This window comes from Pseudanabaena yagii GIHE-NHR1 (genome assembly GCF_012863495.1).
GTDB lineage: Bacteria > Cyanobacteriota > Cyanobacteriia > Pseudanabaenales > Pseudanabaenaceae > Pseudanabaena > Pseudanabaena yagii.
Window position 1 is genome coordinate 820219 of record NZ_JAAVJL010000001.1, and the last position, 14107, is coordinate 834325.

Sequence of the window (14107 nt, forward strand, 5' to 3'; positions counted from 1 at the left end):
CAACTTAACCCGAACTGACGTAAAAAAAGCCTCGCATTGCGAGGCTTTTTTTCTATACGCTAACAGGAGTAGGAATATTACTGAAACTAGTAACAGATGGCTTGTTGAAAACTTGGGCTAACTGACGAGGAGCGCGATCGCACCAGTTCTTCTTCCCATAGACATAGCCTGCAATCAGAGGTAGAGCTACAGTTGCTTCCGAGAACACCATCTGCTCTTGGACGATATCTACTTTGCCCCAAGAATGTGCTTCTTTCAAAGTAGAACCTGATAGAGCGCCATCACGTTCATCAGCAACAGTGATTTGGACTGCATACTTGTGCATTGCTGCATCGAATCCGAGCAATTCTGCGGCAACGACAGTATCTTGAGCGAAGTTCTTAGGAACACCACCACCGATCATGAATAGACCAGTGTGAGGGCTTGCCAACTTGCATTGAGTCAATTCACGGAAATCCTTTACCGAGTCAATGCTGACATGCTCTTCGGGAGAATTCCACTGATGATGTACTAAGCCAAAACCTGCGGAGCAATCACTGAAGGCAGGAACGAAGATAGGAACTTGATGCTCATAAGCTGCCAAAACGACAGAGTGACGATTTTTGGCATTCTTATCTAGATATGCCCCCATTTCATGGATAAATTCGCGAGAGGAGTAAGCACGAGGAGGAAGAGAATTCGCAATTTCCGCGATCGTCATGTCGCAAACGCGCAGTTCGTCTTCGTCGATGTAGGTGTCATAGATGCGATCGATCGCATTTTCGCGGAGTACCGTATCATCTGCGAAGGTATCACCCACATAGTGACGGAAGCCGAGAGCCTCAAAGAAGTCTTGATCAACGATATTTGCGCCTGTAGAGACAATCATGTCTACCATGTTGTTGACGATCAGATCGTAGATGACTCCCTTAAGTCCTGCACTAAATAAAGAACCTGCTAAACATAGGATGATTGCACAATCCTTATCTTGGATCATGTTGTCGTAAATACGAGCCGCGCGTCCAAGATTACGTCCTTGAAAAGCGGTATTTGCCATTGCATCAACCAATCCCACAACATCAAAAGCCTTGATGTCAATATGTTCAACAGTCTGTTTAAGTAGTTCGCGTTTCATGGTTCTCTATAGTCCTAGATGTTTGTGTGTTAGTAGATGTATGCAAATGTATGCAATAAAAATTGAGCAAGCTTCAAAAACTGAACAAGCAAAATCGAACATCGTAGAACCGAAACTTTTTGATATGTCACAAGTTAAATATTGACAGCCTTGTATGTTAGTCAAAACACCAATTACTGCCAAGCTAAAACCTGAACATGAGAAAATCCCTGTCCAAACAGTTCTTTATGCTAGATATTCAGTTTTGAAAATATTTATTCTTCCCATTCGTTGAGAAGCGATCGACCTAGGCTGTTAACGGTTGTTACAACCCTAATAGTTAGAAGGTCGATCGGAACATACTGGGACCTTCACAGGCATCATCCCAAGAAAGAGTAGGGTCAGACTCACGTCTGTCGCCTAGCTTCTCGTTGAGGAGCCAATCACATCCAAGCAATAAAACCAGCTTTTTCAATTTCTGTATAACTGAGAGTAACAAGTCCTTAAATACAATAGCACTTTTTTTAATAAACACAAGCAAAATGGCGCTAGAGGATTTACATATTAATGCGTTTAATTGTGTATTAGGAGGCTTGTAGAGACCTAAGACTCCTTATTTGAAACAAGTATAGACGTATTTCATACAGGGACGATCATGATGACAGCGCAGTATCAGGCGGCTCTACACTCCTATGCAGAGGGGCGGTATGAAGAGGCAATGCAGCAGTTCTCAGAATTGTTGTATGAAGATCCTCGCAATCCCAAACTGCATATTTGGTTGGGCGCAACCTTTCGTAAAGCGGGTAAAATTGAGTACGCTAAGGTGCAATATCAACAGGTATTGACCCTTACGGACGATCCTGATTTGCTTGATCTGGCTAGTACATCCCTTGCTCAAATTCAAAATAAGTTAGCTCATAGCGCTCAAAAAACTGAATCCCAAAAGGCTATCCCAAAAGATCTAGATAGCTCCCATAAATTGCATGATTCATCTTCGCAACAAGAAATCACCCAAGTCATGCATCCTCAAAGTAATGCGATATTGGGGATAAGTCGTCTAGTAGATAATGCGATCGCATCTAATTCTGATTTAGCTGAGAGTAGTGGGGATGAAACTCTATTAGCTTCTAATTCTAGTATTCTTAGTAATAACAACGTGTCTAAGCCTCAAACCGCCATCAAAGTTAGCAATGGACTAGTGCCACCACCACCTGCGATTGCCGCTCTATTGGAAAATAAGCAACAGACAATCATTCCCGACGAACCTGCCAGTGAGTCGTTTATTTTCAGTGATGAGCCAACGGAAAGGTCTACTAATTCTTCCGCACCACCATCAATAACAGCATCAATTTTGCAGGACACGATCGCTAATCTGCAAAATAGCAATCCACAAGACAAAAAGACAAAGAAGAGCAAAAAGAAAAAGCCCCAAGTTGAATTTCCACCCTTAGAATCAGAAGTATTTATAGATGCTGGTGAGCAAGGGAACCTTGCGGAGGTTGTGAGCAATAAGTCTGCAACCTCCGCAAATTCAGCGATCGCTTTGGAAGATATGCTGAAATTTTCTACAGTGGGACAAAAAATCACTTTATGGGGGGCTTTAGTTGCTACTATCCCTGCAGTTATTTTAGGGGTAACAGCCTACAAGGTCGGTGATGGTTTGTTACTCACAAAGGTCAAGCAAGGACAACAGTCGGAAGCGATCTCACTTGCTAAAACCACTGAAAATTTCTTACACAGACAAACAAGTGATGTCGGGGTACTGAAGACATTGTTGGTCTCAGCAGAGGTAGGACAAAACACCCTACAAAATGCTGGACAGAATACTATTACGACAAATCCATCGGAATCGAATAAGACAATTAAGCTATTAGCATCTTTACCGATCAACCAACAACGTCAATATAAGCAACTCTTAACTAATCGCTTAAATCTCTATAGTCAAGCCTATCCACAATATACGAGCATTGCGATATTTAGCACCAATGGAGAACTGTTAGCACAATCCAATAACTCTAAAACGCTTCAAACAATTAATCCTAATCTTCTCAATAAAGCTGCTACGGCTGACAATGTATTAATTGGGAATCCTGTGGTTGATAAGGATGGTACTTATTTATATGCAGTAACATCCGTTAAGAGTTCAGTTTCTCAAAAAGTAGGCATGATTTTACAGGTGGAAATCCCCGTAAAGTCTTTAGTAAGTGAGTTAAGCAATAATAGAAATAGTAATGGAGGTAGCAATTTCTATGTAATTGATAATGCGAACAAATATATTGCTAGTTCTCAGCCTGTTACGCTTGCCGAGGATGCATTAACAGATTTTGCAATGCTCCCGAGCTTACGTTCATTGCCATCCAATGATCTCCCAGAAATTGTAAAGGGTGACCGCAATCCCCAAATACTTGCCTATGCCCCCATTTCTAATATGCAAAGTTATGGCATGGCTTGGGATATAGTCACCACTATCGATAAAGCCACAGCCATTTCGGGGAATCAAAATCTGCTGCTGGTGATCGGTATTGGCATTGCGGCGACACCTTTGCTGGTCGCAGCGATCGCCTATGCGCTATCACGACGATTAAGTAACCGACTTAAGGATATTCGTTCAGCTTTACGCGATCTTAGCCGAGGCAATACTGATATTAGCTTTGGAACCCTCAGCGTAGAAGGAAATGATGAACTAGCTGATATTTCCTTAAGCATAAATAAAATGTCTGATCAGTTCCAAGTCATGATGCAAAAGCAAGAACAGGAACGACAAAGGCTCCAAGCGCAAGTGGTTAAAATGTTCAAGGTTTTATCTAAGCTTGCAAGGGAAGAAAAACAAGAAGTGCAAGAAGATGATTTATCCGATCAAAAAATCATGCAATTGGGTAAAAAAATTCGTGGGGAAATGGTACAACGGAATGCTGAAGTTGAGAGCTATCGTCAGCAGAAATCTGATCTGCAAGCTCAACTGATGCAAATGCTGAAGGATGTACAGGCTTTAGCTGATGGTGATTTGACTGTTGCGACCAAATCCATTGACGGCAATCTCAATAATGTCTCCATATTCTTTGATGATGTCATCCGTGGATTGCAAAACATCGTTGGGCAAGTTAAATCCTCTGCTAGTCAAGTTAACTTGTCGCTTGGGCAAAATGAACAGGCGATCGCCAATCTGACAAGTGTTTCTCAGAGACAGGTCGATACGGTGACGCGATCGCTAAATACAGTGCAAATGGCGAAGATATCCGCTAACTCCATCACAACCAACAGCCAGAATGTGCTGAAATCATCGCAAATGGTTGCGGAAAAGCTCTCTGAAAGTGATCGATCTATTGATGCAGTGATGACAAAAGTCGGGGAATTGCAAGGTACTGTCGCCAATACCGCCAAGCGAGTCAAGCACTTAGGTGAAGTCTCGCAAAAAATTGCCAAGGCAATTTCCGCAATTAATGAAATCGCTATAAAGACTAACTTTCTAGCGATTAATGCCACCCTTGAAGCCTCTCGTTCAGGAGATATGGGTAATGGATTTGCGATGGTCGCAGAAGAAGTAGGGGAACTAGCAGCACGCTCAGTAGCAGCGACCAAAGAAGTCGAAGGTTTACTGAATAGTATTCAAACTGAGGCGAATGCCGTCATGATGGCAGTTGAATCTGGTAGCAACCAAGCTGCTGAGAGCGCCACATTAGCAATCTCAGCAAAAGATAGTCTGCTGCAAATCTCTCATATTTCTCAACAAATTGATGAGTTAGTATCGTCGATTTCCGATGCCACCATTTCACAGGTACAAACCTCAGAAGGTGTTGCCAACTTAATGAAGGATATCTCACATATTGCCAAAAGGAATCTAGCGGCTTCTTCGGAAGTATCAAAGTTCCTCAAGTCAACTAAAAGATATTCTGGGGACTTACAACAAGCTTTGGCTCAATTTAAGACTCGATAAGTGATTAAAGCTAGCCATCTAGCGTCAAGGGAAAAAGTTCACTAGAGCTACATATAATGACTCCTGCAATGATTGAAACAGAATCACAACAAACCAAACAAATCTTTTCTGAAGAAGCCCAGCTTTATACTAGTGATCTAGAAAAGCAAATTTCAGAACTAGATCCGAGTCTATCAAATTTCAATCAACAGATTGATCAAGTACTCACTACCTATAGCCAACTTAGGGAATCTGCAACTAAGGCAGATTTTTATAGCCAAAGCCCTATTTTTACAAATATCACCAACCGCTTTGATGATGCGATCAAGGTATTAGGCGATCGCTCAGATTGTATTAATCAGCATCTTAAAGAATTACTTATAGAAGTAATCATTATGCTGCGTCAAATTATCAATGAATATTGCTTTGCCTCAGCACCAAACCCTAACTGGCTTGACTTACAAAATAATTTATTTACGCAAATAAATAATAGTTTAGCTGCCAAGAAACAGAGCTATGACTATCATCCCAGTTCCATAATTACTAACCAAGATAATATTGATAGTAATGAGCTTAATGATCAAGAAATTGAGTCATTAAATTTACCTTTTAACCTAAATGACACCTTTGAGGGTTTGCATTTATTTGATGTAGAAGATAGCGAGACTGAAAACTTCGATGATTTTCTATCTTTTAATCAAATGAATCAATCAGAAAATGCCGACACATTCTTTTTGCTGCAATTAGAGGATCTAGATGTGCCGCAATCGCTAGAACAGGATTTCGAGGAATCTCAGATAGAGCCATTTCAATCATCGTTAGATCTCAATCAAGACTCATCTCAAATTGCTAGCGAAGAAGTCACCCATGTCGCAGCCAATCAGAAAATACCAGCAATATCTGAAGATTTTGATGCTCAACTTGATAATCTGATTAATTTGAGAGACCAACAAAGATTACCAATGCCAGAATTACTTAAGGATATCTTTCCATCAAATAATACTGAGCATCTATTGGGGAATGAAGACGAGACTACACTACAGGGGGTTAACTGGGAAAATGGGGAAGATGACTTAGATAATCATTGGCACCAATTTGGAGCGTTACAGTCTTGGGCAGAGCTAAATGCCCATAATGACGATCGCGCAGAGGATCTTGACGAAGTTGAAACTGTATCAAGTCAACCTTTTCCTTTCCCTGCTGATGAAAGCAAACTTATAGACATAGACGACGAGATTGCTAATAGTTTTTTTGAGCCGTTACCATTAGATGAAGATGAAGCTGCATTTTGGAATTCTTTAGAGTCTATGGATTCTTTAGATTTTCTTGAAGACTCACAACAAGTAGAAGAATTAGAAGATCAGGCTGAATCTCAGCTCAGTAGTTTAGGAAATCAGTCTGAATCTCAACTTAGTAGTTTAGAAGAGCAGTATGAATCTCAACTTAGTAGCATTGATCAGTCACAAAAAGAGAGTGACTTACTCTGGCTAGATATGATCAAATCTCAGGATTTTTCTAGCTCAGATGTGGATACCGCCATAGAAGAATCACCCATTTATCAGAACAAAACTATACCTAGTCCTGATGATTTGGCATTAGTAGATAGTCATCATCAAGAAATTGAATATCCAGCTTTAAGTGCGGATACAGCTATTGATAAGGATCTTGAGAATATTGCGCCTTTATCGCTAAACATGACAAAGGAGATCAAGATAGACTTACATTCCTCTGAAGATTCAGATTTAGGAATTCTTAAGCCATTAGATACGCATCTGACAAATATTGATTATCACGAGGCTAATATTCGAGTTCCTCTTAATTATTTAGAACTTTGGGAAGATCTATCAGAGGAATTGTTGGTAAGAAAGGGAAACTTAGATGTTTATTTAAGTGAAATGCGTGTGTTGTCCCACGAAGCTCGAAAACAATTGCAGGTGTTAGAGCCACAAGCTACTGGCAATCAAAAGGCGATCGCAACTTTACAAAATACCTTAGAACTGATTACTGGCATCCTTGAGCATACCGAAAAGCAATCCTATGCAATTAGCCATGATGTTCGTAATTTAAGAAAAAACTTTCGACAAGTTCTTAAATACCCAATATCTAGTCTGGTAAGAAAGTTTCCACGCATCTTACATGACCTTTCCTTAGAGCATGGGAAGCAAGTTGAGTTAATTGTCCAAGGTTCGGAAATTGGCATAGATCGAGAAATTGTAACTCTAGTAGGTGAGACCCTTGAGCTATTACTTCGTAATGCTTTTGAGCATAGTATAGAACCGACTAGTGAGCGTCATCAACAAGGTAAATCATTACAAGGCAAGATTGAAATTATCGCCACTCAAACCGATGATCAAACAATTATTAGAATTAGTGATGATGGGCGAGGATTTGATAATCAGACCAGTAGCATTTCCTATTTGGAAAATATTGCAAAGTTAAGTAATGTTCGTAAGAAGTTGTGGAATGTCGGAGGGAAGATTTCCGTTAAATCACATTTAGGTCAAGGCACTCAAGTAACCGTAACTTTGCCCATTACGATTTCCTTACTTAGGGTATTGCTAATTGATATTGATCAAATGTGTTTAGCGATCGCGAGCAGAAGCATTCGCGAAGTTATACCCATCAATGAAGACGAAGCTAATGTCAATGAAGAGCCAGAAACTCTAGCATGGAATGATCACATTGTGCCTATTGTGCGTCTCAATTCTTTACTTAAGCTCAATTGTCAGCGTAATTCCTATCAGAGGAATGCACCACTTAATAATCAAAACCCAACATTCACCAATCAAACACAAAACTATAGACCTGCGATCGCTGTCCCTTCATACCTAATTATTCAGCATGATCATAATTTATTTGCACTGCAAACCGATGGTTGCTGGCATGAGCAAGAAGCGACATTTCATCAAATTGAGGGAGATATTGCCCTACCATCAATCTTTAGCGGCTCTGTAATCCTAGGAGACAATCAGGCAGTAGCTTTAATTAATCAGACAGAGTTAGTTAATCAATGCTTGCGATCGCACCCTAATATCGGTGTATTAGATTCGCAGTCTGACCATGACAGTTTTCCTGATTTACAGAATAATACCCCTCAGCTAGAGAATTTGAAAAGTCTATCGGATTTCTTCACCGTCAATGATCAATCTAACGAGTCGGATATATCAGAATTTTTGGAGCAACCAGTACGTTCTTTGAACCAAACATCTGAGCCAGAAAATCTCGAAAGCTCTGGCATTTTTATGAGTGATTTACATGATGGTCAGAAAAGAACTTCTAGCCAGCCAAAGGTACTGATCGTTGAGTCTTCAGCCAATGTGCGACGCTATCTTGCTATGACCTTAGCAAGATCAGGTTTTCTCACTGAACAGGTACAGGATGGTAAAGCCGCGATCGCATTTCTGAAGGATCGACTCAAGGACAAATTAGATATTGATATTGTGATTACAGATTTGGAGATGCCTCAAATGGATGGGTTTAAGCTCCTATCTGGTATCCGCTCCGATGCAGAATTACACAATTTACCGATTGTGGTACTCACAGCCCGCAATAATGAAAATGATCAAAAGCTCGCCTTAGAGCTGGGTGCTAATGCCTACTTCAGCAAGCCCTATCGAGAGCAAGAATTGGTTAAAACCTTACAAGAGATCGCTTCTAGGTAACACGAGTTCGGGATAATTTAAAACAGGCTATGAGAAAGGATTTGCCAGCTTAGGCTCTTGCAGATAAAAAATGTCCCACCAAAGTTATCTAGCTTCGACTCCGCTCAGCAACTTTGGCTGAGCGGAGTCGAAGCCACAGGTACTTTAATTAATAGCAAAGTCCTTAACCTGAACGGATGTTAGTAATCACAAAATAATCACTTAATTTAGCGGTAAGTATTTTTACTTATGACTAGTTTGAAGTGGACAGATTTGTGTAAAATTATTAAGACTTTGTAAAAAAGCAACTTTATATACTAAAAACTTAAATTTTTATGGCAAAAAAGAATCTAGCAAGCTTGACTGCTGCTGACTTGGCAGGCAAAAAGGTATTAGTCAGAGTCGATTTCAACGTTCCTCAAGACGAAACTGGCAAAATTACCGACGATACCCGTATCCGTGCAGCTTTGCCAACGATTAAGTATTTGACCGATGCTGGTGCGCGTGTCATCCTCACCAGTCACTTCGGCAGACCCAAGGGTGTTACTGAAGGTCTTCGCCTCAATGCTGTAGCTGCTCGTTTGTCAGAGTTGATCGGAAAGTCTGTAGTCAAGACCGATGACTGTATCGGTGATGCGGTCGCAGCTCAAGTTAATGCCCTCAACAATGGTGATGTGGCTTTGCTAGAAAACGTTCGTTTCTATCCTGAAGAAGAAAAGAACGATCCTGAATTTGCTCAAAAGTTAGCTTCCTTGGCTGACATCTATGTAAATGATGCTTTTGGTACTGCCCACCGCGCCCATGCTTCGACCGAAGGCGTAACCAAGTACATCAGCACCTCCGTTGCTGGCTTCTTGCTCGACAAGGAATTGCAATACCTCAGTGGTGCGATCGACAATCCTCAGCGTCCTCTCGCAGCGATCGTTGGTGGTTCCAAAGTTTCCAGCAAGATCGGCGTTATCGAAACCCTGCTCGATAAGGTTGATGTACTGCTCATCGGCGGCGGCATGATCTTCACATTCTACAAAGCTCGTGGCTTAAGTGTTGGTAAGTCTCTCGTTGAAGAAGATAAGCTAGACCTAGCTCGCGCTCTCGAAAAGAAAGCCGCAGAACGTGGTGTTAAGTTCTTACTTCCTACCGATGTAGTAGTTGCCGACAACTTCAAGCCCGATGCTGATTCTCAAACCGTCAGCATTAACGCTATTCCCGATGGTTGGATGGGCTTAGATATTGGTCCTGACTCCGTTAAGGTATTCCAAGATGCGCTTGCAGATTGCAAATCCGTAATTTGGAATGGTCCTATGGGTGTATTTGAATTTGATAAGTTTGCCGTTGGTACTGAAGCGATCGCCCATACCCTCGCAGACTTGACTGGCAAAGGCACAATCACCATCATCGGTGGTGGTGACTCCGTAGCCGCAGTTGAGAAAGTTGGCGTTGCTGAAAAGATGAGCCACATCTCCACTGGTGGTGGTGCAAGCTTAGAATTGCTCGAAGGCAAGATCCTCCCTGGTATTGCTGCTTTGAACGAAGCTTAATTTTTCAAATAGCCTTGCTAAATAAAAAAGGGTCGCTTCGCGACCCTTTTTTATTTAGCGAAAATTATCAGGATTAAGTCTTCTACCACCGTTGAAGTTGCTAGTGCCTAAGCTAGCACCAGTACCGCCATCACTAGGATCGAGAAATGGCTTCAAGTAGATATTGCCACCACGAATATTTGACGCAGTAGGTGCAGGGCGATTCGTTGATAGAACTGATCCGAGAACACCATTGATGCTTGAGAGATCAATGCCACCTAAACCAAGGTTGCCTGTGAGATCACCTAAAGAGCGATCGCGTCCTCGATAAGTATTAACAGCAGTAGTAGTTTGACCGCTATCAGCAGTGGCGAGATTACCAAAAACCTTATCGCGAGTAGCGATCGGATCTTGACCATTGGGCACTGTCAAGACAATCCGACAAGCAGAATTTTTATCAGTTGTGGCACAAATAACGTTGTATCCATTTTCTGTGCTGGTTCGCATTTCTAGCAAACCATCGGGACGGTAGGATTCAAGGCGGCGACTAATTTCATTACAACGACGCTCAGGCGACCAGCCATCTCCCATAGCGCTGGGTGCTGCCCAAGGGAAATATTTTTGAGGTTGACTCTTAGGTTGATAGACGACGATATATTGCCCATCGCGCACTTGGCAGCTAAATCTGGCATTTTTGTTATCGCTAGGATTTGCTGCCTTATCGTTGGGTTTATCTGATGGGAGTTGTGATGCAGGTGGATTACTAGGTGCTGGCGAAGTTGTCGTACTAGGCTTAGTTTCTACAGGAATAATTTGGGCGAAACTAGGCAACGCAGCCATACCCCAAGGTAAAGCTAAGGCGATCGCTACTGATAAGCAGCCAACAGGTCGCAATTTTGATGATTTATCAAGATGGTAATTCATAGGATTAGTGTGTGTAAGGAGTGGTGATGGATGAAAACGCAAATCCCCCAAAAATTTATTGCCGATTTTTAGATCTCTTGCAGCATTGTATGAGATTTCTATAGACAATGATCATGCAACTATTATTGTGCAACTATGAGGCTAACCACCTATTAATGACATCAGTTTTAACAAATATGTTCCCTTACGTTTCTGCGATTTATCAGCAACCAATTTTTGTAGCACAGCTAAGCTGTGCTACAAAAATTGGTTGCTGATTTTAACGTCAGTTCGGGTTAAGCTAGCAAATTTTAAAAGCCCAAAAGTAAAAGCCTTGCGTAGCAAGGCTTTTACTTTTGGGCTTTGAGAGAGGGTTTGCTACGCAAACCCTCTCTCAAAGCCCGTTTCAAATTATCCCGAACTCGCGTTGATTTTACTGCGCGTCCCTTAGCCTTCTTCCAAAATCGAACTAATCAAAAGGGGATGCTAAAGCATCCCCTTTTGATTAGTCTAATTAATTTCACTTTCTTCAGGATCTACTTCTATTGGTAAAGGCTCTCGCAGAATCACCGTGTTTTGCAACTTACCAATACCTTCAATTTCGATATAAACGCGATCGCCTTCTTGAATGGGACCCACACCTTCAGGTGTTCCCGTAATCACAATATCTCCGGGTAGCAAAGTCATAATCTGACTAATGTAGGAAACAATATAATCTGGAGAAAAGACCATTTCATCGATCGCCGCCGACTGGACAGGCTTTTTACTTTCATTCACAAAAGTTTGCAGCATTGCCGATGGATTGATCTCACGCACAATCCAAGGACCAAGAGGACAGAAAGTATCAAAACCCTTGCCTCTTGTCCATTGACTATCACTTCTTTGCAAATCTCTAGCAGTGACATCATTAGCGATCGTATAGCCCCAAATAGCAGCGATCGCCTGATTGGGGGTCAGGTTAAAACAACGCTCACCAATTACTAAAGCTAGTTCACCTTCATACTCCACCCGTTTAGACTGTGGCGGCAAGGCAATCTCAGCATCAGGAGAAATTAAAGTAGTGGTCGGCTTTAAAAATATAATCGGCTCCTTAGGGACTTCTCCGCCCATTTCCGCAGCATGGGCAGAGTAATTCTTACCAACAGCAACAATTTTGCTTGGCTCACAGGGATATAAAAGCTGATAAGTATCTGGAGCAAGTAATTCACCATTTGGCTCCCCTCCTAACCAAGGTGCGGTACTAAGTACCTTTACGGCTTGATTTAACTCTAGTAGTCCGTAATAAACCTGTCCTTGAGTAGTTTTTACGCGAACATAACGATCCGCCATAACATCTTTTTTTCGTATTTAAATTTTGAGAGGGGTAACTTAACTGCATTAATCTAGCAGCATTGATTATATAGCAATCGCCATAATAAACCTAGATTCAAGGATTTGCACTTTGCCCCACCTAACTAGCAACTCCGTAACAAACTTAGGAGATGTGGTGTGGGCTTTGCCCGCACCACATCTCCTAAAAACCCAGTAAACTCGTTAGCATTGCGTAAGCCCTATTGATTCCTATTGATATAGCCTGTTGAGGTTCAAAGTAGTACAGAGAAATTTTTGAAAGCGTGGCTAAGCCGCAATTTCAAAAATTTTAAAGCCCCGTATGACGGGGATCGTCGTTCACACTGGACTTTCTGTTATTCCCTATTAAGCTAACTTAAGCTAGGTTCACCACTGTCTCAGCAAACTGTATTTCCGCATCACTAGCCAGCGCTTCTCACCCTAGCCAATTAGCATATGAATCTATCTACGTTTATTCTTCTTTCCCTTGGGATTGGTGTTGTATTTGGAACAGTACTAAATACAACCTTCCCTGAACATATTGCCATCATTAATCAAAATATTCTGGCTCCTATTGGTGAATCCTTTTTAAGATTGATTCAATTTGTCGTAGTTCCCATCGTTTTCTCTTCATTAATTATGGGATTAACGCGCATCCAAGGGGCAGGACAAGTCGGACGGTATACAGTCAAGTTAATGACGAGCTATGTTGTGACTAGCTCGATCGCTCTTTGTGTGGGTATGGGAACAGCCTACTTACTACAACCAGGGAGTGGTGTAACTGGTTTTACGGTGTCCACAGAAATTAATGTCACTGAAGCTCCTTCACTAGTAACTTGGTTAGTGAGTCTCATTCCTGTCAATCCCTTAGAAGCACTCAGCACTGGTAATCTATTACAAATCATTTTTTCGGCAGTATTCTTAGGTATTGGAGTACAACTTGCGGCGGATAAAGCAAAGCCATTTGTAGAATTTATTGAAAGTATCTATCACATCAGCGAGAAAACGCTTTCGGTTATTCTGTATGCGGCTCCTTTAGGAGTCTTTGCCTTGATGAGTTCGACGATCGCCACTCAAGGACTAGACCTCATCGCTAAATTATTTCTCTATGTTCTAGGACTAGTGATTGCCTCTTCGATCATGTTGAGTTTCGATATGATTGTACTGCTGCTGCTCAAAGCTAATCCTACTAAGTTTTTGCGTAGTCTCTCGGAGGCGATCGCCTTAGCCTTTGGCACTGCTAGCTCGAATGCTGCATTACCTGTAGTATTGCAGAATATTCAAGAGAACTATGGCTTGCGAGAAGAGATTGCCAGTTTTGCGATTCCCTTGGGAACTGCTCTCAAACGTGATGGGGCTGCTATTTTGCAGGGATTTAATGCGCTATTCGTCACGCAAATTTATCAGGTTCCTTTAACGCCTTCTCTCTTAACAGCGATCGCTGTTAGTAGTTTATTAGTTTCCTTTAGTACTCCGGGGGTTCCGGGTTCCGCATTAATTACGATGGCAACGGTACTATCAGCCGCAGGATTGCCCTTAGAAGCGATCGCACTGGTGGCGGGCATCGATCGCATTACCGATGGCTTAAAAACCGTGGTGAATATCATTGGTAATAGTGTAAATGCCATCATCCTTAGTCATTGGGAAACAGAACAAAGCTCAGAGGTTGAAGGGCTACCTGCGCTCAAAAGCTAAATAATATCCATACAAT

At 41.7% G+C, this 14107-nt stretch carries 7 protein-coding genes; 4 read left to right on the forward strand and 3 right to left on the reverse strand.

What is annotated here, in order from left to right; all coding sequences use genetic code 11:
- Positions 1-52 precede the first annotated feature (52 nt).
- Positions 53-1114: a 1,9-bis(guanidino)-5-aza-nonane synthase gene (locus HC246_RS03985; protein WP_169362259.1), complete on the reverse strand. Its 1062-nt coding sequence runs from the start codon at positions 1112-1114 to the stop codon at positions 53-55.
- A 634-nt stretch (positions 1115-1748) separates the two neighbouring features.
- Between HC246_RS03985 and HC246_RS03990 the strand changes: the two genes are divergently transcribed.
- The 3 genes from HC246_RS03990 (at position 1749) to HC246_RS04000 (ending at position 10185) form a co-directional block, all read left to right on the forward strand.
- Positions 1749-5027, forward strand: coding sequence for a methyl-accepting chemotaxis protein (locus tag HC246_RS03990; protein WP_169362260.1), 3279 nt, complete (start codon positions 1749-1751; stop codon positions 5025-5027).
- A 56-nt stretch (positions 5028-5083) separates the two neighbouring features.
- Positions 5084-8668 carry an ATP-binding response regulator gene (locus HC246_RS03995; RefSeq protein ID WP_169362261.1) on the forward strand — a complete coding sequence of 1195 codons (3585 nt, stop codon included), beginning with the start codon at positions 5084-5086 and terminating at the stop codon, positions 8666-8668.
- A gap of 314 nt (positions 8669-8982) precedes the next feature.
- Positions 8983-10185, forward strand: coding sequence for a phosphoglycerate kinase (locus HC246_RS04000; protein ID WP_169362262.1), 1203 nt, complete (start codon positions 8983-8985; stop codon positions 10183-10185).
- A 54-nt stretch (positions 10186-10239) separates the two neighbouring features.
- Here the strand turns inward: HC246_RS04000 and HC246_RS04005 are convergent, their stop codons facing one another.
- A complete protein-coding gene (locus HC246_RS04005) occupies positions 10240-11088 on the reverse strand; it encodes a COP23 domain-containing protein (protein WP_225902907.1) in 849 nt (282 codons plus the stop codon).
- 489 nt (positions 11089-11577) lie between these two features.
- A complete protein-coding gene (locus tag HC246_RS04010; RefSeq protein WP_169362263.1) occupies positions 11578-12396 on the reverse strand; it encodes a fumarylacetoacetate hydrolase family protein in 819 nt (272 codons plus the stop codon).
- A gap of 456 nt (positions 12397-12852) precedes the next feature.
- On the opposite strand from HC246_RS04010, the gene HC246_RS04015 reads away from it, so the two are divergent.
- Positions 12853-14091 (forward strand): dicarboxylate/amino acid:cation symporter, encoded by a 1239-nt coding sequence (locus HC246_RS04015; RefSeq protein ID WP_169362264.1) that lies wholly within the window; start codon positions 12853-12855, stop codon positions 14089-14091.
- The last annotated feature ends 16 nt before the right edge of the window (positions 14092-14107 follow it).

What these genes read in the sequence shown, in the direction of transcription:
- HC246_RS03985 (WP_169362259.1), bottom strand. Translation starts at nt 1,114, where the DNA reads ATGAAACGCGAACTACTTAAACAGACTGTTGAACATATTGACATCAAG.
- HC246_RS03990 (WP_169362260.1), top strand. Translation starts at nt 1,749, where the DNA reads ATGATGACAGCGCAGTATCAGGCGGCTCTACACTCCTATGCAGAGGGG.
- HC246_RS03995 (WP_169362261.1), top strand. Translation starts at nt 5,084, where the DNA reads ATGACTCCTGCAATGATTGAAACAGAATCACAACAAACCAAACAAATC.
- HC246_RS04000 (WP_169362262.1), top strand. Translation starts at nt 8,983, where the DNA reads ATGGCAAAAAAGAATCTAGCAAGCTTGACTGCTGCTGACTTGGCAGGC.
- HC246_RS04005 (WP_225902907.1), bottom strand. Translation starts at nt 11,088, where the DNA reads ATGAATTACCATCTTGATAAATCATCAAAATTGCGACCTGTTGGCTGC.
- HC246_RS04010 (WP_169362263.1), bottom strand. Translation starts at nt 12,396, where the DNA reads ATGGCGGATCGTTATGTTCGCGTAAAAACTACTCAAGGACAGGTTTAT.
- HC246_RS04015 (WP_169362264.1), top strand. Translation starts at nt 12,853, where the DNA reads ATGAATCTATCTACGTTTATTCTTCTTTCCCTTGGGATTGGTGTTGTA.